The organism is Sorangiineae bacterium MSr12523 (assembly GCA_037157775.1).
Lineage (GTDB): Bacteria > Myxococcota_A > Polyangia > Polyangiales > Polyangiaceae > Pendulispora > Pendulispora brunnea.
Genome location: CP089982.1, coordinates 7013364 through 7037726 on the forward strand (window position 1 = coordinate 7013364; position 24363 = coordinate 7037726).

At 64.2% G+C, this 24363-nt stretch carries 19 protein-coding genes; 8 read left to right on the forward strand and 11 right to left on the reverse strand.

The features are described from left to right. Positions 1–362 precede the first annotated feature (362 nt). From LZC95_27175 to LZC95_27185, 3 genes are all read left to right on the forward strand, one after another. The gene (locus tag LZC95_27175) at positions 363–1367 is read left to right on the forward strand and encodes a formylglycine-generating enzyme family protein (GenBank protein WXA90130.1); all 1005 of its coding nucleotides are present in this window, start codon (positions 363–365) and stop codon (positions 1365–1367) included. A 211-nt stretch (positions 1368–1578) separates the two neighbouring features. After that, positions 1579–3075 (forward strand): arylsulfotransferase family protein, encoded by a 1497-nt coding sequence (locus LZC95_27180; protein ID WXA90131.1) that lies wholly within the window; start codon positions 1579–1581, stop codon positions 3073–3075. Positions 3076–3715: 640 nt separating this feature from the next. Beyond that, complete coding sequence (locus LZC95_27185; protein WXA90132.1) at positions 3716–4735, forward strand: acetylserotonin O-methyltransferase; 1020 nt, start codon at positions 3716–3718, stop codon at positions 4733–4735. A gap of 77 nt (positions 4736–4812) precedes the next feature. Here the strand turns inward: LZC95_27185 and LZC95_27190 are convergent, their stop codons facing one another. Continuing rightward, positions 4813–5532, reverse strand: coding sequence for a TetR/AcrR family transcriptional regulator (locus LZC95_27190; protein ID WXA90133.1), 720 nt, complete (start codon positions 5530–5532; stop codon positions 4813–4815). Between the two features lie 28 nt (positions 5533–5560). Here LZC95_27190 and LZC95_27195 point away from each other — a divergent pair, with 28 nt between their 5' ends. After that, entirely contained in the window at positions 5561–7123 is a 1563-nt protein-coding gene (locus LZC95_27195; GenBank protein WXA90134.1) for an FAD-dependent monooxygenase, read from the forward strand. A 41-nt stretch (positions 7124–7164) separates the two neighbouring features. After that, positions 7165–8712 carry a hypothetical protein gene (locus LZC95_27200; GenBank protein WXA90135.1) on the forward strand — a complete coding sequence of 516 codons (1548 nt, stop codon included), beginning with the start codon at positions 7165–7167 and terminating at the stop codon, positions 8710–8712. 60 nt (positions 8713–8772) lie between these two features. On the opposite strand, the gene LZC95_27205 is transcribed toward LZC95_27200, so the two are convergent. The 5 genes from LZC95_27205 to LZC95_27225 form a co-directional block, all read right to left on the reverse strand. After that, the gene (locus LZC95_27205) at positions 8773–8940 is read right to left on the reverse strand and encodes a hypothetical protein (protein WXA90136.1); all 168 of its coding nucleotides are present in this window, start codon (positions 8938–8940) and stop codon (positions 8773–8775) included. A 56-nt stretch (positions 8941–8996) separates the two neighbouring features. Continuing rightward, a complete protein-coding gene (locus LZC95_27210; GenBank protein WXA90137.1) occupies positions 8997–10730 on the reverse strand; it encodes an asparagine synthase-related protein in 1734 nt (577 codons plus the stop codon). Next, positions 10727–11419 (reverse strand): lasso peptide biosynthesis B2 protein, encoded by a 693-nt coding sequence (locus LZC95_27215; GenBank protein WXA90138.1) that lies wholly within the window; start codon positions 11417–11419, stop codon positions 10727–10729. Before LZC95_27215 ends, LZC95_27210 begins: the two co-directional genes overlap by 4 nt. 221 nt (positions 11420–11640) lie before the next feature. Next, positions 11641–12519 carry an NmrA family NAD(P)-binding protein gene (locus LZC95_27220; GenBank protein WXA90139.1) on the reverse strand — a complete coding sequence of 293 codons (879 nt, stop codon included), beginning with the start codon at positions 12517–12519 and terminating at the stop codon, positions 11641–11643. A gap of 122 nt (positions 12520–12641) precedes the next feature. Further along, complete coding sequence (locus LZC95_27225) at positions 12642–13952, reverse strand: amidohydrolase family protein (protein WXA90140.1); 1311 nt, start codon at positions 13950–13952, stop codon at positions 12642–12644. A gap of 112 nt (positions 13953–14064) precedes the next feature. Here LZC95_27225 and LZC95_27230 point away from each other — a divergent pair, with 112 nt between their 5' ends. Then, on the forward strand, positions 14065–14622 hold the full coding sequence (locus LZC95_27230) for a MarR family transcriptional regulator (protein ID WXA90141.1): 558 nt from the start codon (positions 14065–14067) through the stop codon (positions 14620–14622). 13 nt (positions 14623–14635) lie between these two features. On the opposite strand, the gene LZC95_27235 is transcribed toward LZC95_27230, so the two are convergent. After that, positions 14636–18412 (reverse strand): M36 family metallopeptidase, encoded by a 3777-nt coding sequence (locus LZC95_27235; protein WXA90142.1) that lies wholly within the window; start codon positions 18410–18412, stop codon positions 14636–14638. A 239-nt stretch (positions 18413–18651) separates the two neighbouring features. Between LZC95_27235 and LZC95_27240 the strand changes: the two genes are divergently transcribed. After that, a complete protein-coding gene (locus LZC95_27240) occupies positions 18652–19911 on the forward strand; it encodes an alpha/beta hydrolase (GenBank protein ID WXA90143.1) in 1260 nt (419 codons plus the stop codon). Positions 19912–19923: 12 nt separating this feature from the next. Here the strand turns inward: LZC95_27240 and LZC95_27245 are convergent, their stop codons facing one another. From LZC95_27245 to LZC95_27260, 4 genes are read right to left on the reverse strand one after another with little or no spacing between them, the layout of a single operon-like run. Continuing rightward, positions 19924–20256, reverse strand: coding sequence for an antibiotic biosynthesis monooxygenase (locus LZC95_27245; GenBank protein WXA90144.1), 333 nt, complete (start codon positions 20254–20256; stop codon positions 19924–19926). A 54-nt stretch (positions 20257–20310) separates the two neighbouring features. Next, the gene (locus tag LZC95_27250) at positions 20311–20709 is read right to left on the reverse strand and encodes a hypothetical protein (GenBank protein ID WXA90145.1); all 399 of its coding nucleotides are present in this window, start codon (positions 20707–20709) and stop codon (positions 20311–20313) included. A 42-nt stretch (positions 20710–20751) separates the two neighbouring features. Then, the gene (locus LZC95_27255; protein WXA90146.1) at positions 20752–21237 is read right to left on the reverse strand and encodes a VOC family protein; all 486 of its coding nucleotides are present in this window, start codon (positions 21235–21237) and stop codon (positions 20752–20754) included. 35 nt (positions 21238–21272) lie between these two features. Beyond that, on the reverse strand, positions 21273–23549 hold the full coding sequence (locus tag LZC95_27260) for a VCBS repeat-containing protein (GenBank protein WXA90147.1): 2277 nt from the start codon (positions 23547–23549) through the stop codon (positions 21273–21275). 115 nt (positions 23550–23664) lie between these two features. Here LZC95_27260 and LZC95_27265 point away from each other — a divergent pair, with 115 nt between their 5' ends. Then, the gene (locus LZC95_27265; protein ID WXA90148.1) at positions 23665–24357 is read left to right on the forward strand and encodes an alpha/beta hydrolase; all 693 of its coding nucleotides are present in this window, start codon (positions 23665–23667) and stop codon (positions 24355–24357) included. The last annotated feature ends 6 nt before the right edge of the window (positions 24358–24363 follow it).

Below are 24363 nucleotides of genomic sequence, written 5' to 3' on the forward strand. Positions count from 1 at the left end.
TCAGCGCCTTGTCGCGAGTTCCTCGCTTGCGGTGACCGCCAAGCGTCCTCTTCCGATACGGACCATGCGTGCCTAATGACCAATGATTCGTGACTGCGGGATCCACCAAACGTCGCGCCCGCTACTTCGGCAGAAAGGCTTCGTGTTGCGCGACTCAAGGGGCTTTGTGCACCTATTGCTCGGCAGAACGCGGTCGGGCCTCGTGGGCTGCACCCTCAATGAAGGTGGCTTGCATACCTGGGCGGTTTGGCTTGATTAGCCATTGCAAAAAGGGTCACTTGCTCGGTGGCGCACTTGGTACTGGCTCGCATCGCGGTAGTACGGGCCAAATCATGGATACGTGATAGCGTGAAAAGTCTGAGATGAAGCGCCGGCACCTTTGGCTCGCCGTCCCCCCTGCCCTGCTGGTCGCAGCATGGGGGGTGACGCGTTGGATAAAGTCACACCACGTGTCCGGGGAGGACTTGATGAGCGAGATCCGCCGTGTCGAAGCGCCGCGCTTCGCATGGCAGAGCGTCGATCGCCGGCATTGGCAGGCGAGCTCACTCAACGCCTCGGAGCAGCCCGTGACGCTGGTCTCGTTGGAGCCCGACGGTGAAGGGTGCCCTCTCGGGATGGTCCGAGCGAAGGGGGCGTTTCACACCGATACCGCGGACGGTCGCATGACCGGCGCGATCGAGCGCCTGCAAGACGCGGCCTGCACGGATTGGATCAGTCGTGACTTTCCAGCAAGGTGCCGAACGTTCGATGCGGCCAAGATCTCCGACAGCATCGCGGCGCTACCGACGACGGACCTCGATTTCTGCATCGACCGGTTCGAGTACCCCAACGCGGTCGGGCAAAATCCCGTCATCGTGGTGACGTTTCATGAAGCAGAGGCGCTCTGCAAGAAAGAGCAAAAGCGTCTCTGCACCGAGAGCGAATGGACGTTTGCCTGCGAAGGCGAAGAGGCGCGCCCCTACCCGTACGGCTACACGAGGGATGACTCGGCGTGCGTCATCGATCGCCCCTGGCGTGCCTTCACCGAGGGCGCGCTCCAGCCGCGCGACGGAGAGAGGGCCCGTGCCGAGCTCGATCGCCTGTGGCAAGGAGAGCCTTCCGGTTCGCGCCCCAAGTGCCGAAGTCCTTTTGGCGCCTACGACATGACCGGGAACGTCGACGAATGGACGCGCTCGGTCAACCCGACGGGCTATTCCTCGATCCTGAAAGGTGGCTATTGGGGTCCCGTGCGCGCCCGCTGCCGGCCCTCCACGCGCGCCCACAACGAGGACTTCATCGACTACCAGCAAAGCTTCCGCTGCTGCGCGCAGCCGACGCCCAGCTCGGAAACGACGACGGCCAGCGGGAGTTCCGTCAAGAGTCTTTGATACGCCGTCCGGCGTAATTCGATCATGATCAAGAGTTCACTTTACAAGACACCGCGTCTTGTATAGTGAATTCGTATGAGCCTGGGAGACCACGCGGCACAGCGTGCGATCGCGTCGATGCGGCTTCGGTGTACACGCTGCCGCTGACGGCGCCGCGAACGATTTCGGCGCCGTCGGGGCGAGCCTTCGTTCAACCCCGGAGTCTCACACCATGGCTCTCTCTCGTTCCCTGCGTCGCTCGCGTTCTTCGCGTTTCGTGCTGTTTCGTCCTCTTTCCGTGCTCGGACTCGTACTCGTCGGTACGAGCGCGCACGCCGATTCGGAAAACACAGCGTCTTCCGATGCCCCCGAGCTGCGGCCGCCCGAGGTTACCGTTCTTACGCACGACCCTCGCGCGGCGCGCGGACTCATTTTCATCGCACCAAAGGCGCGCGGTCTGGCGCAGCCGGGTGGCGGTGTGCGCGATCATGGCCCCGAAATCGTCGACGACGAGGGGCACGTCGTTTGGTTCAATCCCCTTCCCGACGACGAATACGCCACCGATTTCCGCGTGCAACGCTACCGCGGTGAGCCCGTGCTCACATGGTCGCAGGGCAAAGGGTTCGGTGGCCTGCAGCATGGCGAAACGACCAATTACATTCTGGACCGTTCGTACCATGTCATCGCCAAGGTGCGCGCCGGCCATGGCCTGAATGCCGATTCCCACGAATTCTTCATTACACCGCGGGGAACGGCGCTCATTACGATTTACAATGCCGTGGCGCGGGACCTTTCGTCGGTCGGCGGTTCGACGGCAGGCAAGGTCATCGATGGCGTCGTCCAGGAGATCGACATCGAAAGCGGAAATGTGCTTTTCGAATGGCACAGCCTCGATCACGTTCCACTCGACGAGACCAATCAGCCTGCGCCCGCATCGGCGGACAAGCCATACGACTACTTTCACCTGAATGCCGTCAGCCCCGACGAAGACGGCAATCTGCTGATTTCGGCGCGGCACACGTCGACCGTGTACAAGCTCGATCGCCACTCCGGCAAAGTGCTTTTGCGATTGGGCGGAAAACGAAGCGATGTTTCCCTGGACGAAGACACGGTATTTGCTTATCAGCACAACCCGATTGCCGCGGGCTTCCGAACGATTCGCATTTTCGACAACGAGTCGAACGGGACGCCCGTTTTGCCGGCATCGCGCATCCTCTGGATACGCCACGATCGGGCGGCGCACACGGCAACGTTGCTGCGCGCACTCGAGCATCCCGAGAAGCTCTCGGCCGCGTCGCAGGGGAACGCGCAGGGCCTCGTGGGGGACCATACGTTCGTCGGCTGGGGGCAACTCGGGCGTGTATCCGAATTCGACGAGCGTGGTCGCCTTACGTTCGATGCGAAACTCCCGACGGGTTACGACACGTACCGCGCATATCGATTCGAGTGGAATGGCGAGCCCGACACGGCGCCGATCGCGAAGGTGCAGTCGGACGCCGATGGAACGACCCGCGTACACGCCATTTGGAACGGCGCGACCCGCGTGGCGCGATGGGTGGTGCGAGGCGGTGATTCGACGGACGACCTGCGGCCGATCGCTTCCGGGAGGTGGGCCGGCCTCGATACCGCGCTCACGCTTCCGCGCGCCGTGAAGGTGGTGCAAGTCGTCGCTGAGAATCGCGGTGGCGGTGTGATCGGGCGTTCCGCGCCGGTGCCTGTAACGCCGTAGAAGATGAAAACCCGTCAAGCTTAACAAGGAGTCAGAAATCCAATAGCGATCAGCAGAGCACGTGCTGGCCAGCGATGCGACGAGGACATCGGGTACGGACTTCTGGAGCTAACCCGGCGTAAACGGGCGCACGTCGACGGTTTGCAGAGTTTTCGTCGTCGCGTTGACAGCGCTCGACGAATCGCCTGCCATTCGCAGAACGACCATGCATGGTCGGCGATGGCGCGATTCGTCGAGCGCATAATCGTGAACAGTCGCGACGCGACGGGTGCCTTTCTCATCCATGCGCGCTGGCCTCCGTCGAGAGATCGTTCGTTCGCGATTCGAGCACGCGTATTCGGGATATCCCAAAAGGCACCCCGCTGCACGACAGACGATCTCTCCCTCCGTCGCGAGCAAAGTCTCGACGATTGACACGAGATACGCATTGACCGAGGTTACGTTCCACGGCGTAACCGTCGCGAGTCGAGACCGGAGCCCGGATTTCGTCTCTTTCGTCGAATAGCGGACATGGAAAATACGTAGAGGTCTACGAGCATCTCCCATTGGAGGTCATGCGGACCACGCGCGCGTGTGGCGCGATTTCGACTGAGCTCTCCAGCAATCTCAATAACCCGTCTTCATTGGAAGGAACGATCGCATGTCATCTGCAATCCAGCCTACATTGACCAAGAGGCTGCTCGACACTCTCCTGGAAGCACGAGTCGCTCACGCGTTGTATGCGGCCACCAAATTCGGTTTTGCCGACCTTCTCGCCTCGGAGCCGAAAACATCGACCGAACTTGCGCAACTCAGCAATACGCATGCTCCTTCCGTGTTCCGTTTGCTGCGAGCGCTCGCGAGCTCGGGTATTTTCGTCGAGCTCGACGACGGCAGGTTTGCGAACACGCCGTTGTCCGAGTTGCTACGCGCGGACGGTCCCGGTTCGATGCGAAACAACGTCCTCTTTCTTCATCACGACATCATGACGCTAGCTTGGACGAAGCTGCCGGCCACCGTCGAAACCGGAAAACCGTCGTTCGACCTGTACTATGGCGAAGAGCTTTGGCAACACCTCATGAAGAACCCCGAGGTCGGTGCAGTCTTCAATGCAGGAATGACATCTCTTTCGACCATGTACGCCAATGCGGTGGTCAATGCGTACGATTTCGCCGACATCGGCACGATATGCGACGTCGGTGGCGGTCGAGGCATTTTGCTCGGGACCATTCTGGCCAAGTATCCGCAGCTGCGAGGCATTCTTTTCGATCAGCCGCAGGTCGTCGATTCCGTCGGCGAGGGGCACGATTGGGCCCCCGTCAAGGACCGATGTCAGGTCGTGGGCGGGAATTTCTTCGAGTCGGTGCCCCAGGCGGATGCCTACGTGATGAAGAGCGTTTTGCACGATTGGAGCGACGAAGATGCCGTGCGCATCTTGAAGACCGTGCACCAAGCGGCGAAGCCGGGTCAAAAGCTTCTCTTGGTCGAGTCCGTCGTCGAACCGGGAAATGGTCCCGACGATGGCAAAGTCCTCGATCTTTTCATGATGGTCATGACGAACGGCGGCCGCGAGCGCACGGAAAAGGAGTTCGCGACGATCTTGAACGCCGGCGGCTTCGAGCTATTGCGCGTCATACGCACCGGATCGAACAAGAGCATCATCGAATCGCGTCGGCGATGAGTCTTCCATCCGTCCCGCTTCCGTGCCCCTCGGGGTACCGGAAGCCGGGAACGGTGTTGTCCCATGAGAGGCTTCGCTCACTTCAGCTTGAAGCGCTTCGAGAGGCCGTCGAGCAGCGCGTCGACGCCGATGTCGAAGTGGTGGTCCTCGGTCATGAAGTCGGAGTTCTTCACGAACGCATCGATGGGATCGTCGTCGCCAATCATCGCGCGCAGATGAGGGTAGTCGCCCTCCTCGAGGTAGCGGTTCATCGCCTCGCTCAGCGCCTTGGCGGTCTTGCGATCGAATTGCGCTTGGCTGCGCCTTCGCACCAACGAGGCGCAGTGGCCGAACACGTAGTCGTCGACGATCGACAAGAGTGCGAGCTTCTGGCCTAACGGCACATCGAGGCCCGCCACCGACTGCAGCGACTGCTCGATGTGGCGCAGCGCATTCGGTCCGGCACGCAGGCCAGTGTGCGCACGCAACGCCCACGGGTGGCGCAGATAGGTCGCACGGGTCGCGGTTGCGAGCTTGCGAATCGCGGGGCGCCACGCCTTCGGCAGCGACTCGCACGCTTCGACGGTCTCGCCCATCAGCGCGTCCTCGACGAGTGCCAGCAAGTCCTCCTTGGTGCGCACGTAGTAGTAGAGCGTCATCGTGCCCGCGCCGAGCTCGTCGGCGACCCGGCGCATCGACAGCGCCTCGAAGCCCTCGGAATCTGCGATCTGCAGGGCCGTCTTGGCGATCTGCTCGCGGGTAAATCGCGGCTTGCGGGAACCGGGCGCGGCGACTGCCCAAATCGGGGGCTTTGACATTCGTACGGTGTACCACTAAATAGTTCGTATGACGTACGAACAACACGCGGACCAAGGAAACGACTTGGTCTACGACGTGATCATCGCAGGGGCAGGGCCGGTCGGCCTGTTCCTTGCCAGCGAGCTACGGCTCGCGAAACTCTCCGTGCTGGTGCTCGAGCGATCGGAGGATCCGCACTCGCCCCTGAAGCGCCTTCCATTCGGAATGCGAGGGCTTTGGGGTCCGAGCATCGAAGCCTTCTACCGGCGCGGCCTCTTGGAACGAATCGCGCAGCAACGTCGCGACGACGACAAGGGCCCTGGCCAGCCGGCACCTGGCGCCATCACGTCCAGCTCACGGCTGCGCGGCCCTGCCGGCCACTTCGCGGGCATTCAGTTCGACTACAGCAACATCGATTCGTCGAGGTGGACGTACCGGCTACCTGGCCCGGCGGACACGCAATTCGGGAGCGAAATGGAGCATCTCGAGCGCGTCCTGGCCGCTCACGCACTCTCCATGGGAGTCGAGATCCAGCGCGGTCATGGTGTCGAAGGCTTCGAGTCTTCGAACGACGAAGTGCTCGTCCGTGCCGGCGATCAACGCTTTCGCGCACGTTGGCTCGTGGGTTGCGATGGCGCCCGCAGCACCGTGCGCAAGCAAGCTGGCTTCGAGTTCGTCGGCACCGAGCCTGAGTTCACGGGATATTCGGTCCAAGTCGAAATGGCCGATCCTTCGGTACTCCCCCTGGGCCGGCACTACACGGAGGTCGGTATGTACACCCAGTGGCAGCCGGGGGTGTTCGGGATAGCCGACTTCGACGGCGGCGCATTCCATCGCACCCAGCCGCTCACACGCGAGCACGTGCAAGCGGTCTTGCGGCGCGTCTCCTGCACCGACGTGACCGTCGAGGCGTTGCACATTGCCTCGACATGGACAGACCGCTCGTACCAAGCGACGACCTACCGCAAAGGGCGGGTGCTGCTGGCAGGCGACGCCGCGCACATCCATTCACCGCTCGGTGGTCAAGGCTTGAACCTCGGACTTGGCGACGCCATGAACCTCGGGTGGAAGCTTGCTGCAGCGGTTCGAGGCGATGCCCCCGATGGCTTGCTCGACAGCTACACCGCGGAGCGGCATCCTGTCGGGGCGCGCATCCTCGAGTGGACGCGGGCCCAAGTCGCGCTGATGCGACCGAACCGACAATCCCGCGCGCTCCAAGCCGTCGTCCGAGACTTGATCGATACACGCGACGGCGCGACGTACTTCGCGGAACGTGTCTGGGGTGTGAGCCTTCGCTATGACCTCGGCGAGGAACACCCGTTGGTGGGACGCAGCTGCCCGGACTTCGAGCTCGAAGACGGAACGAGGGTCGGCTCACGGCTTCGCGATGGACATGGTTTGCTGTTGGACTTCGGCCGACAGGCTCCGCTGCAGGCGCTCGATGGCCTTTGGGGCGACCATGTCAGGTACGTGGCTCGCGACGCGAAGGATCGACTTGGACTGAGCGCCGTGCTCGTGCGTCCTGATGGGTTCGTTGCATGGGCGAGCGATACGACGCCCCATGCCGAAGATGTCAGAAGGGCCGCAGCGAGGTGGTTCGGGCGTAGCTGATAATTCGCAACCCGCGCTTTCTGCAGGCCGAACAAGTCGGCATGACCGACGATCCCCGGGCTCTTTCCATGCTTACCGCACTCCTGCCGTTGGTGTTCCTCGCGTGCTCGTCCGATACGACATCGGACGGCGCGACGGAGCGTATCGACCTCGAGAGCGCCACGATCCGCACGACGGAAACGCCGCGCCCAAGCTTCGCGGGGCTCCAGGTCCGGCTGGTGGGAGACCGTGTCTTCGTCCTCGAGGTCGTGCGCGACGTCGAGGGAAGGTCTTCGCGTCGACTCGCGGTCTACGCGCGCAATGGCGTGGAAGGGGCAGCCCCGTTGTGGACGTGGATGGGTGAGCCCAACGAGTCCCTTTCCGATTTTGCGGTGCATCCGTCAGGGGAGATCACGGTCGCGACCGAGAATCTTGCGGGCACCGCCAGCCAATTTCGACTCGTGCGCCTCGATGCGGGCGGCGCACTCCGTACGCGCGCCCCGCTCTCTGCGCCGGCCACACTCCCCGATGGAAGCCTCGACGGGCCCGCCGCCGCGATCGTGCGCATGCGATCGACCGACGACGGCGCCCTCGAAAAGGGATGGCTTCGCGTCCAACCTCGGGGCGAGGACGTGACCTTGGCGTATCTCTCGGTGGCGGGCCGCTCCGATGGAACACCGGATGCCCGGAACGAATATGTGACCATCGTCGAAGCCATGCGATGGTCCGGAGTCGGCTACGACGAGAGCTGGTCGCGCGTCGTGGACGGGCGTCACCACATCGAACCTATCGAGTGGCACGACGAGTTCGGCTGGATGAATGCCGCATTGAGGCCCGTGCTCGCCCTGGACGACGATGGCACCGCCATCGTTGGAAGGACGTTCAGCCAAGGGCGCTGCGCTTCACTCACACGCACCACCCACGAGTTCGAGCAGTCCATCTGCGACACGAAGAAGGTATCGCCTTTCTTCAATATCGATTATCAGCCCTTCGCCACGACGTCTTTCTCCATCGCCGGCGTACGCGGGCGTACGAACATCGTCGTTCCCGACCACGCCGGTGAATTCCTTGTCTTCGACATGGCCGCCCGCACGGGGCGGTTGGCACTCGTTGGGACCCTTGCCCGGCTCGATGCCAACGGACATCATATCTATTACTCGTCGGGCAACGGCGCCCCGAACAACTTGGTTCCCTACGACGGCTACATCGGCGTGTTCGATCGCGACACGGGGGCGGTTCAATACGAGACGAGCGTCGACCAAGGGCGCGCCGACTACTTCGCAACCATCCATTGGACGAAGGAGGGCATCGTGGCCGCCGGTGCTTCGGATTGGGACCGCTGGAACGGCGGAATGAGCATCTTGCGCGGAGCCGATCCGCTCATCGCGCTCATCGATCCCGAGCGACGCACCGTGACCGCGCGACGCATCGCCTTCCCCAGCGACGAGCGCCATTTCCACGGGCTCGGCGTCGACATGGACTCCACCGGCATCGTGATGGTCGGCCCCGCCGACGCGCCGATGACCCACTCGGGCGACGGAGGAAACATCGCGAATCGCACGTTCGGCGGATTGCGTCTCGACGTGCGGAACGCCGCGGCTTCTCACTGAGAGGACGCGCGTACGGCGTCCAGCGCACGTGAAGCGCCGGACGCCGTACCGCACGTGTGTTTACCAGCCGTGGCCGCGGGTCCGGAAGGTTCCCGGCATGTCGGCGACGTTGCCGATGACGCCCTTCGTTTTTTCGACGGCGTTGCCCAAATCCTCCACGCGGGGAGACTCGTAGGTCTTTTTGACTTTGGGGGGCGAAATAGGCTCAGGAGTTTCGATATGGTCCATGCGTCACCTTTCCGAGGATTGCCATTGGTGTCATTAAGCCAGGATAAGGAAAGTCGTCAGTTTTCCCGTGCGCGAAGCCATTCTTCGAGGGAGAGCGCGTGCAGGACGGGCATCAGCTCTTTGCTTCGTCCGGCGACGAGCTCGTCGATCTCCGCACGGAGGACCGCGGGCTCGATCCATCCGAGCTGCGCGACGAATGGATCGCGCAACCATGTGTCCCATCGCGTCCGTTCGTTGGACATGGCCCAGAGCGTCCGCGCGGTATTCCCACCCTTGTCGCGGCGGGTACGCACCAACTCGGGAAGCGTGCCGCGCATGGCCTCGCGCAGGATCCATTTGCGGCTCGAAGGGCGCACGCGGAACCGGGCCGGCGTCCGAAGCGCATGCTCGACCAAGGGGCGGTAGAGAAATGGATAGCGCATTTCGACCTGCTCGGATCGCTCGGCCTCGATCGGACCCGGGAGTCCGGCGAGCTGCCGGAATGTGGCATAATCGAACTTTCTCCCCGCCCCTCCGAGCGCGGCGCGTGCATCGCGAAATCGATCTCTCGCCGACGTGGCGCGCAGGAAGTCTTCGCGCAAAAATCGAGGGAAGCCCTCGCCCGTCCTTTCGAAGCGCGATTGAATCGACGCCGGAAAAAGCGGGAGGGCCCCGCATCGACCGAGCACCGTCCACATGGAGCCCTTTTCCTCGACGGCAAACTCGAATGCGACCCGTGCGCCCGCGGAGATTCCGCGGCGGACGAGCGCATCGGCAATGAAGAAGGGGCGGCCATCCAAGTAGTGATCGGATCCCGTGCCGCTGAGAAGCACGCGTCCGCCCGCCGACGTGACCGCGCTTTCCATTCGAGCGCGCATCGCGTGGTGCGCGTTCGGCACCGAGGGCACGTCGGAGCGCGGCGCCTCACCGCCGCGCCATGCGTGATAGCCGATCAATTTGACGTTTTCCACGCCGGTGTGTGCCGTTACCGCGTCCACGAAGACGCGCTCGTCGGCGTCGCAAAGGTCGTCGTAGATGGTGACGGTGCCCGCCAGCTCGGCGCCAGGCGTCCCCTCGCGTGCGAGCTCCGTCGAAGTGCACACGATGGATGACGAATCGAGCCCGCCCGACAATTGCGACCACGTTTCGCCCGCACCGCCCAGATTGAAATGCACTGCCTCGCGAAAGAGCTCTCGAAATCGCGAAATGTCTTTCGTTTCGGACGATGCGTCCTCGTCGCGCGCGGCAAAGTCCAAGGCCGACCAAAATGGTCGCATTCGCCGCGATGGGCCGCGTTGAACGAGCAAGCTTCCCGCCGGAATGGTGCGCACGTCCCGAAGAATCGTGCCCGCGGTTCGGGTTCCTCCCTCGACGAGAAAATCGATGACGTACTCTCCCGAATAGGCCGCGCTCACGTGGCCTTCGAGCAGGGCCAAGTGCGATGAGAATAGGACGAGATCCTGGGCATCGGCCGTAAACAGCGATTGGACGCCGAACGGATCGCGCATCGCCTGGATCTGGCGGGATGCGCGGTCGAATACCACGATACCGAAATCGCCGAGCCATCGCTCGACGGGCCGGTCATCGAGTTCGTTCAGGATGGCCGGTAAACGTCGGCCATACCCCATATGCGCATTGCCGACCGCAATCCGCGCACCGTTCTCGGCGATGCAGGCGCCGGCTGCGGCAAAGGGACCTGCGTAGATCGCGCTCATGTTGTGCTCGGCGTGCCCGAGCGCGCGTGCGAAGGGCGCGAAATCGGCCTCCGTTACCGGGCCGCCGCTGGGCCGGTAGGCGCATACGAATTTCATAGCTCGATGTCGCTCAATGGCAAATACGTCGCCAGCGTCTCGCGCGTTTCATCGAGTAGCTCGCCACCGTGCACGACCCACGCGTGCCCATCGAAATAGAAGGGGTCGACTCCGAAATGCAGGCGCGCGTGCAAGCCTCTGCGGCGCAGGACGAAGCAAAGCGCCATCGAACGCTCGAGGCACTCGGCGCGTCCAGGATACAGTGCGCCTGCGACGCGCATCGCACGCACCGCCTGCTCCGCGATATCGCGATTCACCTGGGATGGGCGTCCCCGCGAATGCGCTCGAAGGACGGCGACCGCACGGTGGAGCCCTGCCACCTTTACGAGGGTGCGGGCGGCGGCCAGGGCGAGTGCGCACTCCGCCGGGGCCGGCGGTGCGGTGACGATCGCGCGCGTTTCCACGAGCCCGATGCGTTCGAGATCGGCCAGGAAAGCCTCTACGTCTGCGACGATGCGCGCGCGCGGTGCATCGTATTCGTCCTCCAGCCGGTCAACGATGTCGTCCATGCGCGCCGGATGCTCCAGGAGCTCCCAAATGCGTGACCCCATGCCCGAGAAGCGACGGTAGCGACCACGCCGCATGTCGAGCACGATCGTCCGCTCGCCCCACGGGTCGTTCTGCGAGCCAGCAAGCGTGGAGATCGTTTGGCGTCGCGCCCAGACGCGGGATCCCGAAGGTAAGAACATCGCGGGGGTACGTTGCCACATCCCCCCGCGCAGATTCAGTCATTTGTGCTGGCGCGATTTGCGGCGCAGCGAGTCGTCCTATCCCGCGGAGGCCAGCTACTCGACAGCGAAAGCAGGCCTCACGAAAACGTCGAGCTCGACCCCGTCAGGGTGCAGGACCCGTGCGAGTGCGGCAATGCTTGTGGGATCGCCGACGCAATTCACTTTGCAGCCCTAATGAATCACGCAGTCGATGGGGCTGCGAGATGGGGGTGCGTGACGAGCTCGCGGAAATATTGCCTCGTGGAACGCGGTTCACGGCCCAAGATGGTGCGCAGCACGGCGGAATTTCCGCCGGGCAGGCCATATTGATCGTAGTGGGCCAGCATGCGCGTGAGGCCCTCACGCATCGGACCGGCGGGCATCTGGGACGCGGCGAATGACTCGCGGGGAATCTGCTGCGCTTCGACGAGGCGCCCCAGTTCCTCGCTAATCATACCAGCGAGCTGTAGTCCGTCGCTCATTCCGGGCGCGCATAGCTCGAAGGTGCCATAGCCAAGCTCGTTGCTGGTCATGGCCCGGGCCGCGACCTCGGCGACATCACGGTAGTCGACCCAGCAGAACTTGGCCGTCACGGCGTAGGGCATCGGAAGCCGGCCGTGCTCGACCACTTCGCGCCAAGGGCCGGCCCAATTCTGCATGAACCGCGCGGGCTGTAGCACGGTAAAGTCCATGCGCGAGCGGTACAGCGCGTCCTCCACCCGTTGCTTTGCCGCGTGATTGCTCATCGCGGATATCGACGGATGGATCACACCCGAGAAGACGAATTTTCGTACGCCCGCCGCCTGCGCGGCTTCGACCATCGCCACGCCCATGTCGGCCTCGCGTGGCGCAAATGCAGGATTGATGTGGAAGACGCCTTCCACACCCGAAACGGCAGCGCGCAGGCTGGCGGGATCGGCAAGGTCTGCAATCACCGTCTCGGCTGCACCGTTGCGGCGAGCGGCATGCGCCCGTTGCTCGTTGCGTACCAGCGCACGAACGGTAATGCCCCGCTTTAGCAGTTCGGGCAGAACCAATCCGGCCCTGCCACCCGTTGCCCCAACCATCAACACCTTCATGGCAGCCTCCCTTTCCGTTCACCTCCCTGCCCTGCGCGCTGCACATATCGGACCGAGCTCGCAGAGTCGCTCGAGCTCGTCGTGACGGAGAGATATGGGCGACCGCCCCTACGCACGTTTCGCTAGCTGCCCAGCACGTGTTCGTGCGACGCCTGCACCAGACGACGGGCGCGATCGAGGTCGGCATGGAGACGGCCGCCTCGTTTGAGAACGCGACCCGCCACCAACACGGTATCGACATTACCGGGATGCGCGGCGAGCACGATGGCATCGGTGGGGGAACTCACCGGTGCGAGGTTCACGTCCGTGGCGCGGATCAAAATGATGTCCGCGGCCTTGCCTGCGGTCAGTGAGCCGGTGCGGTGCTCCAAGCCCGTAGCCCGTGCCCCTTGGAGTGTGGCCCAGCGTAGAACGTCACGCGTGGAGACGCGTGCGTTGCGTCCTTCGAATCGATCGCGCCGCGCGATGGCGAACGCGGTGCGCATCTGCGTGAACATGTCGCCGGCGGTAGCCGTCTCGCTGTCGACGCTCAAGCTCGGGGTGAGCCCGGCCGCCAACATCCGGCCCAGGACGGGTACGGCGAGGCCATCCATCCCGAGCTCGATTTGCGCGGAGACGGAGACTGTGACGCCGTGATCGGCCAGAAGCTTCAGCGCGTGGTCCGTCGCACCGCCGCCGTGGACCACGGTGATGTCCGGACCGAGCAAGCCAGCGGCGTGCATCCGCTCGATCCCTCGATTCTCCGGCCCCGGTTCCCGCGTCGCCACGTGTGCCGTAATGCGGATCCCGAGCTCGCGCGCGAGCGCAAAATCCTCGGCGGTGGCCACGTCGCTGCTGTAGTCCGGACCAGTCGCGGCCATGGCCAAGGTGAGGAGGCCGTCGTCGCTGGTGAAGCGCTCGCGACGCAGCCTGCGGATGTCGACCGAATGCCGTTGCGCTGCCGGATCGGTTCCCTGCGGCGTCTCGATCGATGCACCACCGTGCCCGAAAACGGCGCGAAGTCCCGACTCGGCGAGTGCGGCGACGGCAGCATCCGCATGGGCCGGCGAGTTCTGGATGTGCGACCAATCGAGCAACGTGGTGATGCCGCTGTCGATGGCCGTTAGGGCTCCGAACAAGGTACCGGCGTACACATCCTCCGGGCGCGTGCGCTGACCGGCGGCGATTCGCGCCTGCGCGAAATAGTCGTCGAGCGACCAATCGCCACCGCGGTGCCGAAGGGTCGTCTGCCATGTATGGCGGTGCGTGTCGACGAAACCGGGCAGCACCAGCATGCCGGAAGCATCGATGGTCTCGGCACCGTCGGCCGCGAGCGATGGTCCGATGGCGGCGATCGTCCCGTCCTCGATGAGGAGATCTCCGTGCGGAAGGTCGGCGTCGGACTCGTCGGTGCGGACGATCCAGCCACCGCGGATGAGGGTACGTTGCGTCATGATGGAAACTCCTCGTTCATAAAAATTATTCAGAAAGCTTTTTAGAAAGCTTTCCATCACCTAGATCGCGGCGGCTCCCACGTCAAGCGGGACCCTGCTATGCTTCGCGCACATGAGAGAAAAACGGGCGGCCGTGCCCGACGTCGTTGACGACATCATGGACGCCTGGCGCACGCAGGATCCCTCGGTTGCCCACGTCGCGGCCGAAATCTCCAAGCGGATTGCGCGCCTCGATTCGCTCCTTCATGCCGCGACGGATCGCGCGCTCGAGCCCTTCGGCTTTCAGAAGGCCGAGTTCGGTGTGCTGTCGGCGCTCCGGCGCATGGGGCCCCATCACCGGCTCAAACCCAACGAGCTCGCGCGCTCGCTGCTGATCTCGTCCGGCGGGACCAGCAACGTGCTTCGCCGGCTCGAGCAGGCCGGCCTCATCGAGCGCGGGGTCGATCCCAACGACCAACGCAGCTCGTGGGTGCGTCTCACCCGCGAGGGGGTACGCATCACCGATCAAGCGGTGCGCGTCTACACGGCGGCGCAGGCCGAATTTTTCCGCCCGGTCGCCGAGCGAACCGCGCGCGATGCCGCCGACCTACTGCGCGAGGTGCTGGTCGCCGTGGGCGATGCCAGCCCCCGCGCCGTCGGAGCGCCGATTCGCCGCGCCCGTCGCGGCTAACGAGGAACGAAGTTCACGTCGTCGCTTGAGCGCGGCGCCGGCGCGATCGCCGTACCAGCGACATCGCGGCAAGGCCGAGCGCCATCCACGGCGAGGTGAGTGATCCGTCATTGCGCTGCGGGGCCGCGCTGCATCCCCCATCGCCACCATTGGGTTCGAGCGGCTCGCCAGGTGCGCCGCCGTCACCATTCGACGAACGTGGGTCGACGCGAACGACGACCTCGGCGGGCGCCCCCGCGGCCACGCCATCGGAGACGGTGAGCCGCAGACGCAGCTCGCCCGCGACCTCGGGCGCGACGAAATGCGCGTCCTTCGCGGTAGCCCCGTCGATTGCCACGCGCGGCCCGGAGACTTGCTGCCACGCGTACGTGAGCGCGTCCCCATCGGGATCCGTCCCCTCGCCGTGGAGGGCGACCTGTGCCCCGGCGGTGACGCGTGCGGGCGCCGTGGCCGACGCCGTCGGCGGCTGATTGCAGCGAGCGCGCTGGTCGACCGCGCCGGAGAACGGCTGGTTCGCAATCCCCTGGAACCGCACGCCACGGATCTCTGCGGTCCCGGGCTCGAGCTTCGTGTGGCCTGGCCAAGACGAGCGCAGGATGATCGCGACATGGACCTTCTCGCCCGGATGAACGCCGGGCACGTCGACATGGCTCGTCGTCGAGGCGGGGTACGCCGCGCTTCGTCCGGCGAACTGGACCTGGATGTCCTCGTAATACGGGCCTCCCTCCCGCAGCAGGAGCACCCCGGCCTTCGCCATGGTTCCGAGATCGTAGCGCCACTCCAAGTCGAACGAGAGCCGGCCTCCGTTGTCCACGACGAGCAGCGGTGATCTCAGGATCGCGCTCCCGCCTTCGGTATTCTGCTTCACGGTCCACGCATAGCCATCGCCACGGTTCTCATAATGCCAATGCGCCCAAGTCGGCAGGTTCGGCTCGTCGAACCACAATGACGTTGCGGTCGCGAATGGGTCGTTCACCGACGGTCCCAGGTCGCAATTCACGGTGGGATGCAGCGTCGTCGCTTGTGTGCCGTCCGTCGACGGGCCCTCGAGCTTCGCCTGCACCTCGACCTTCGACGGGGACTGCGTGCCGCGGAAGCGCACGGGCACCTTCTTGGTCACCGTTTCCCCGGGCATGAGCTCCGGAATGGCGACCGAATCGCCTTCGACCAGGGTCAGCCCCGAGACCTGCACGACGGCGCGCCCGGGCTGGGACCGGTCCCAACCGTCGTTGCGCACACGCAGCGTGATCACTCCGTCTTCGCCCTGGTCGACGATCCCGTCATGATCGCACGAGGTCGCCCCTTCTTCGAGCGCAGCGCCCACGAGACGGACGAGCGGGCCGTTCGCGAAGCTCTCGACCACACCCGAGAGGTAGCCGTCGCTTCGCTCCGGTGCGCGCGCACCGGCTCCAAGGCCTCGCTTGGCGAACGCCGCTTTGAACAGCGCGAGGTCGGCCGCATCCACGGCCTGTGCGGCCGCGAGGAGCGCATCGCGGGCCTCCACGAACGTGGGCTCCGATGGCGTCAGGGAAAGCGACGCGACCAGGTACTTCTTCATGCGGCTCTGCGCTTCGTCGAACGAGAGTCGAGGGCGATCGCGGAGGAGCGCCGCATAGCACTCCCAGAGCACGTTCGCCCAGATCTCGCCCGCATTGTGCGCCTCGTTGTTGGAAAGCTCGGAAGCCCAGGACGCGACCGGGTGCGTCTTCGGGAGCGGCACACCGAGCTCGATGTGCTGGAAGGTCAGCGCATTCTTCGCCATGTCGGTGCTGTACGGCACGCGCCGGACACCGAAGTAATCGAAGTCTTGGTATACGCCGCGGCCCGCGTAAACGCCGGGCGCATACGTGCCCGTGTACGCGGATCCTGGCCCGGTGTGATCATCCTCCGGACGCACCAGGACGAGCTGCGCGACGAAATCGGACCACCCTTCTCCCATGCTCCGGCCCTGGCGGTTGATGAGGCCATGCGCATCGAATACCAAGCGATTCGACAAGGTGTGCCCCCATTCGTGGGCCACGATGCTCGTATCGAGCGCGCCGTCCAAAAAGCGCTCCTCGAGGCGCAGTTCCATGTCGACGCCGCCCTCGACCGCGCGAAGCCGTGTGACGTCGGCGCGCCCAATGGCGACCGCCGGGATCCCGGTGAAATCGAATCCCGTCGGCCGCTGGGGAGCACCATCTTGCGCCTCGGCGATCAGGACGGCGCGTGCGCCGCTCGCTTCGAGGTTGCGGACCTTCTGCGTCACCTCGCAGCCTGCGCGCCCGACAACGGCGACCCGGCCCGCTACCGTCGCGGGGATGGCCGTGCCATTGCACGCGTCGACATCGAGGAACGCAAGCGTGCCGGCGACGGTGACGGTTTGCGGTCCGAACCTCGCAGGCGCCACGGTGATGGATCCCGCGACCGCCGGCGGAGACTTGATATCGGCACGCGCAACCGTCCCATTCTGGAACAAGTACATCTGCACGCGGGGCGATTGCCCATCGGCCGGCGTCAGGGCGTTCGCGTTGTTTCGCCCGGAGAAGTCTTGCGTTTCGAACAACACAGGATCGTTCGGCAACCCTCCACGCCCGAAATTGTTCCTCTGCGAATTGCCCGCCGCCTCCGTATAGCCCGCGTCGTAGAACCAATCGTGGAGAAAGTTCATGACGAAGAAACCGTGCGTAATGCCAATACGCCGGTTCTCATCGGCGGTCGCATTCGCCTCCGGCGCATAGACACGGTCGAAGCGCCCGGATTCGGTGGTGGTCGCGCTCAGGTCGCCGGCGCTGAAGCCGTCGGGCGCGACGATGTCCGCATACGCGAGGACATTGTTCCCCGTGGTCTCCGTTGCCCCGGCCGGGAGCCACGGATCGTTTTTCGAGAACGGCACGTTGGCGAGCGAGACGAGGTTCGACGCCACCGGAGCCTCGGGAATGGGAAATCCCGGCATGCCGGTTGGGTGCGGCATGAACGCATCGCCCTGCGGACCGGGATAAGGGCGGACTGGCGCCGTCGCATTCGACCAAACGCGGTACGCGTACGTATCGGAGACGATGAGCGATTGTTCGAAAAGGATGGCACCGTCTTCTTTGGATACGACGAAGGAGCGAGCATCCGTCCCCGCATCGTTTGCCACCTCGACGTATTCTGCGGGAATGAGGCGCTTGCCGGATGCAAAGAGGACATCCTTCGCGCGCCCTCTGCCCACGTTCCCCGGCGAGAGGCGATAACTCCTATAACCACCGGCCGCCGGCCCCGCGGCCTCCACCGTCACATCCTCAGGACGCGCCCCCGTGATGCGCGCCGCCGCGCGGGCAACCGGGGTCGCAAGCTCGCCCTGCGGCGGTTTCATGGCATCCATGGCAACCGACGGGGCAAGCCGCCCGGACATCGCGATGGGCCTGCCGGCGCTGTCGAGAAGGGTCGCGAGCTTGCGACCGAAGATCTCGATTCCGTTCACGCTTTGCCCAAAGCGCACAATGGTCGCACCGCCCGCAACGGGCTCCACGCCGACGATCTGCGTCGCCCGAAGCGCCGCCGGTTCCAGACGAAGCGCCTCGCGCGCGGTCTCGAGGGCGCGCGTCGCGGCCAGGCGAGGCGTGTCCGACGCGGTGCCGCCTTGAAAGAGTAGGAACGTCGGCTCCTCGCCGTTCCTATGGGCGATCTGGACGCGCAGCGCCGGGTCGGGAATCGCACCCGAAACGGTTTCGCCGGGCGGTTCATGGCCCGAGCAGGCCGATGCAGCAAGGACAAGACTAGGAACGAGACAACGAAGCCCAAACGGGCCAAGCGATCGCACGCGCATGGTAAAGGTCACCCCGGGAGTAGAAAGCTAAAATATGGACTAAAGACCAGGTGCGCCGCGACTTAGCACACGAGCCTTCCCGCCGACCATGCCGCAACACAATCCTCGCGACGTCGCGAATATCAATCTTAGGAATAGCTTTCGATCAATGAGCACGACGCAATCATTTTTCATTGGGAGAGATCATCCGACCTTGTCGTCTGTACGATGAGACTCCACATGATCATGAGACCATGTCCATGTCGAATTCCCCCCTTGCGTCACGAACCCTCGGGAACCAGGGGGATGTGCTGGTGTTCGTGCACGGCGGGGCGGGGCCGGACCTCACGTGGGCGCGGCAAGCACCGCTCGCGGAGCGCTGGCGGCTCGTCATCCCGTGGCGGCGGTGTTTCGAGCCGAGCCCGCGCGGGCCGCGCCAGGATTGGGAAATCGATGCGGAGGACTTGCTCGCGCTTCTCGCGCGCGTTGCGCCGCGGGCGCATGTGGTCGCGCATTCCTATGGGGGCCTCGGTGCTGCGGTGGCCGCCGCGAAGGAGCCGCATCGCTTTGCATCGCTCACCTTGATCGAGGTGCCCCTTTGGTTCCTGGCGGAGCACGATCCGGAGGTCGTGCGCGTCATGCACATCGCCAAAAGCGTCTCCGATCCGCAGGCCGATCCCGAGCTTCGCCAGCATTTCATGCGCCTCGCGGGCCTGCCTGCGAAACACCCCGATACCCTCGAGCTCGAGCGGCTTGCCCGCAATTTACGCGACCCCGGGGAGGCGCGCCCCGATCTGGCGGCCATCCGAGCGGCGCACGTCCCCGTGGCGGTCGTATCGGGCGATCACGATGCAGGCATCGAGCGCACCTGCGATGCGTTGGCACGTGCGCTGGGTGGTGAACGCGTGATCCTCCGCGGCGCGGGGCACGCCGTGGCACGCGCTCCGAAGTTCAACGACTGGCTCGCTTCATTTCTTGAATCCATTGACCCGATTCTCGCGTTTCTCCGCGTTCACGGCGCCGACACGATCGAGCATCCTGGTGGCACCTTGCTCGGGCACCTCGTTCGCACCGCACGGCGGCTCGAATCGTGGGGCGCATCCCCGACTTGGGTTACCGCGGGACTATGCCATGCTACGTACGGCACCGACGGCTTTCCGAGGGCTCTCCTCACGCCGGATCGACGCCACGAGTTGGCCGATCTCATCGGGCCCGAGGCCGAGACCATCGTTTATGCATACGGCTGCTGCGATCGCCGTCATGGGCTGCCCCTCGGCGATCCCCGCGGCGAAATGCGTGACCGATTCACGGGCACGCTGTTTCGGCCGGGCGAAGAGACCTTGCGCGCCATCGTGGAGCTCACGTGTGCCAACGAGATCGATGTCCTCGAGCATAGCCCCGCCCTGCGCGAGGCGGTCGGGCGGGACATTGCAGCGCTCCTGCGCGCATGCTGCACCATCGCCAGCCCCGCGGCGTGCAGGGCCGTCGATGAAACGCTGCGGAGCACCGGCCTGGCGTAGGCCGACCCGCCGTCACAAAGCCTTATTGAGCTTGATCCCCTCGCGACCGGAAACCCACTCGCGCAAGTACGCATTGAGCTCCCCGAAGAACGACACCGACACCAGATCGGCCACGGCAAAGAATTCACGGAGCAATGAATCGACGTGGTTGTTATGTGCTTCGGCCGCGTCGGCGTCGACGTACTCCTCGATAATCGAATAATGACCAGGTTGCTGGGTGACGAACCACTGATACCGCAGCGTTCCCGGTTCGGTCGCGGCGGCGGAGGCCAATGCCCGCGCCACCCGCAGGAACTCGGCTTCGTCCGTTCGTACTTTGAATTCACATAGCACCAGAAGACTCATGGGAAGATCCTAGGGCCTCCCGCGCCGGACGACATCGTTGGCCATGGCAAAATCCTACGGCGTGGCTTTCTCGTCTTTCTTCGCCTCCTGCGCGAGCCACTCGAGTGCGCTCGCCTCGGTGTGGAAGGCACGTTGCTCCACGTGCTGCTCGCGGGCGATCCGGCGCCACTGAAGCAATGTGGTGGCGCTGTCGACGAGGACGGCGGCGCGCACCCGGCCGGCCGCGGTGGCGCGGCTCATCACATCGGCCACGATGTTCGCCACCTCTTCGGATTGCACGGTGGATCCGGTGCGATCGGCAAGAATTGCCCAGGGCTTGCCCCGCAGACGGGCGAAAGCGCGGATCATGTCCTCGCGGTAGGCGCTGGCCAGGGCAACTGTCCAGACGCCCCAGCCGCGAACCCGCAAGATGCGCGCCTCCTCATCGACGTCGATCTGGTAACCCGGCTCCACCGACGAAACATGACAGTGCAGCCGGCGGGCCGCAAGGGCGCGTCACCCCTCATCGTACGCGCGCTGCAGCGCAGCCAGATCCAGTTTCCTCATTTGAAGCATGGCTTCGAAGACGCGCTTCGCTTTGGCAGGATGCTCCTTGTCCTGCATCATTTCCATGAGCCGCACGGGAACGACCTGCCAAGACAGTCCATATTTGTCTTTGACCCAGCCACACGGGCCTTCTTCTCCCCCTGCGGAGAGCTCGCGCCAAAAGGTGTCCACTTCCTCCTGCGTTTCACAGTTCACGAACAGTGAAACGGCCTCGGTGAACTTGTATTGCGGCCCGCCGTTCAGGGCGATGAAGCGCTGCCCCTCGAGCTCGAACGTCACGGTCATGACCTTGCCTTTCGGCCCCGGCCCCCCCTCGGGATAGCGGCTTATGTCCAGGATCTTCGAAGCCTTGAAGATGGATGTGTAATGATTCACCGCCTCTTCGGCGTTGGAATCGAACCACAAGAACGTCACGATCTTTTGCTTTGCGGACATGGTCGCAGAGCATAGCGCGGCGTTCATCGGGATTGTCAAGGTACGCAGCCGGCGAAGGGCAATACGCTGAATCCGCCGCCGGCAACGAGAAGATCGAGCCGGCCGTCGCCCGTCAAATCGGCCGCCACCACCGAGTCCGGGGAGTACCCCGCAGCATAATCGATTGGGGCGCCGAAGGTGCCATTGCCCTGATTGAGCAGCACGCTCACGCGGCTTCGGGCATACCCCGATTGGTAGCCGGGCACCACGAGATCCAGCTTTCCGTCGCCCGATAGATCGGCCGCCGCCAACGATGCGACGGGGCTCCCAAGGACGTAATCGACCTTGGGGCCGAAGGTTCCGTCGCCTTGGTTGACCACCACGCTCACGATGCCGTCGGACCGGAGGGTCGCGAGATCGGGTTTGCCGTCGCCGGTCAGATCGGCCGCCACCACGGGGCCATGATCGTTGCCCACGGCATAATCGACTTTGGCGCCGAAGGTGCCGTCGCCCCGATTGGGCATGACGCTCAACATCCCGTACGAGGCAAGAATGAGGTCCGTCTTGCCATCGCCCGTCACATCGGCCGCTGCGAACCCGCTCGGGCTGTTGTAACCCACCTGGTAAACGACGGGGGGTGCAAAGGTGCCATCGCCCTTGTTGACCAACACGGTCACGACATCGCGCACGTTGCTGTCTGGCTCCGCTGCCAGGGCGATATCGATCTTGCCGTCGCCGGTCAGGTCGGCTGCGACCATGAATTGAGAATACGCGTTGTAATTGAAGTTGGAAAAGGTGCCGTCACCCCGATTGAGCATCACGGTCACGCCGCCGGGGATCCCGTAAGCGAGATCGTTTTTGCCGTCGCCGCTGAAATCCGCGGCGGTCATCGGGCCGGCGAAAAACGATCCCCCCGATACGGGATAATAGATCTCGGGGCCAAAGGCGCCGTTTCCGAGATTCGTTCGAACCCGAAAGCTGGTGCCGTTGCGGCCGATGATTTCGGGCTTACCGTCCCCCGTCAAATCCGCCACCACAGGCGACGCATCGCTGCCGTCGAACATCGGGTACAGTGTGGGGGCGGCAAAGGTGCCGCTGCCCTGGTTCACGAAAAGGCTCGTGCCGCTGGTCCCCGAATAGGCCACCACCAGATCGCTCTTTCCGTCGCCCGTCATCTCCCCAGCCGCAACCGACACGGGATAGTCGGCCCCCTCGTAGGTGACCGGCGAGGCGGCGAAGGTGCCGCCTCCCTGGTTGGTCAGAACATTGACGAAACCATTGACGGTCACGAGCTCGGGTTTGCCATCGCCCGTCAGATCGGCGGCCGCCAACGACTGGACGTAGACATTGCTGTCACCCACTTTGTAATCGACGCCATAGTCGAATTTGGCTCGCCCCTTGTTGACCCAAACGGTCACCGTGCCGCTGTGGGTGTTGGCCACTGCAATATCGGGTTTCCCGTCCCCGGACAGGTCGGTGCCGATGACCGACCTTGGATCGACGGGTTCATCGAATTCGAGGAGCGGGATGTTGTCTTCGAATGGCTTGAAGGTTCCAAGGTGGTTGGGGTGGACCGTGATGTAGCCTTTGTAGTGATAGCTGGATGTGAGCACGAGATCGGGCCAGCCATCGCCGGTGAAATCTGCCACGGCGACGCTCGTCGGGTTGTTCGCAAAGCTGTAGTCGACTTTGGCGGCGAAGGTCCCCTTCCCCTTGTTCTTCAACACGCTCACGGTGCTGTCTTCGTAATTGACGACGGCCAGATCGGGCCTGCCATCCCGGTTCAAATCGCCGGCCGCAAGGGCGATGCTCCCCTTGCCCACGGGGTAGTTCACCGCGGCGGCGAAGGTGCCGTTGCCCTGGTTGAGAAGGACGCTCACGTTGGCGCTGGCATAATTCGCCGCCGCAAGATCGGGTTTGCCGTCCGCGTTCAAGTCGGCCACGACGACCGCCACCGCACCGGAGCCCGCCGGGTAATCGACAGCGGGTCCAAAGGCGCCACCCCCTTGCCCGAGGCGAACGCTGATGGAGCCGTTGGTGCCAATGAGATCTCCCTTTCCGTCGCCGTTCAAATCTGCAGTCGTGACGGAGCCCAAGGCCCCAGGGATCAGGGGCAACCCCGGAAGATTCATCGCGCCCGTGCACACGGCGGCCGCCTCCGATGCGAGGGAGCTCGTGCCATGGTCTTGCGGCTCGCTTTCCGACACGCACCCCACGGTGCAGACGAGGAGCCCGAGGGAAATGCACCCAACGAGGAGCTTCTGCCGATCGAATTCGCCCATGCGCCCGTATACGCTGGCGCCCGCCAGGACCTCCCCTCGGCCCGTCAACATCGAGGCTGACGGAACCATGGCCCAAGGCGCGCGCGCGTTGACCTCGACGACGATGAGCCTATCGTCGACACATTCGCTTCTGCCTCGCGAAGCCGCAAGTGGAGAGTCCGCCCCCATGAGCAAACCGAGCATCGTCCTGGTCCACGGCGCATGGCACGGTACCTGGTGTTGGTCCGCCGTGCAGCGTGCGCTCGAAGACCGCGGATTTCCCGTCATCGCGGTGCAACTGCCCGGTGTCGGGGCCGTTGCACGTGGGGATCTCGAGTCGGACGCACGCGCGGTGCGCTCGGCCATCGATGCGATCGAGGGTCCGGTCGTCGTGTGTGGGCACTCCTACGGCGGAATCGCCGTGACCGAGGGCACGGCGGGTGCGCCCCATGTCGTCGGTCTCATCTATTTATGCGCATTCATGCTTGACGTCGGTCAATCGTTGTTGTCCGCCGTCGGCGAGCCACCGCCTTGGTGGAGCATCCACGCCGACCAAAAGCTCGTACGGCTCAATGAGCCGGAACGCGCTCTCTACAACGACTGTACGCCCGAGCAAACCATGCAGGCCATGAAGCAATTGCAGCCACAAGCTTTGGCAACCTTCGAGCAGCCGCTGCGTCGTGCATCCTGGCGCGACATTCCCAGCACGTACATCGTATGCGATCGAGACGAGGCCATACCTCCCGAAATCCAGAAGGCCATGGCTGCCCAAGCATCTCGCGTCGAACACCTCGACGCAGGGCACTCGCCGTTTTTGTCACGGCCCCGCGAGCTTTCGGAGCTGATTGCCACGTTGGCGACAACAGCCACCCACTCCTAATCGCCA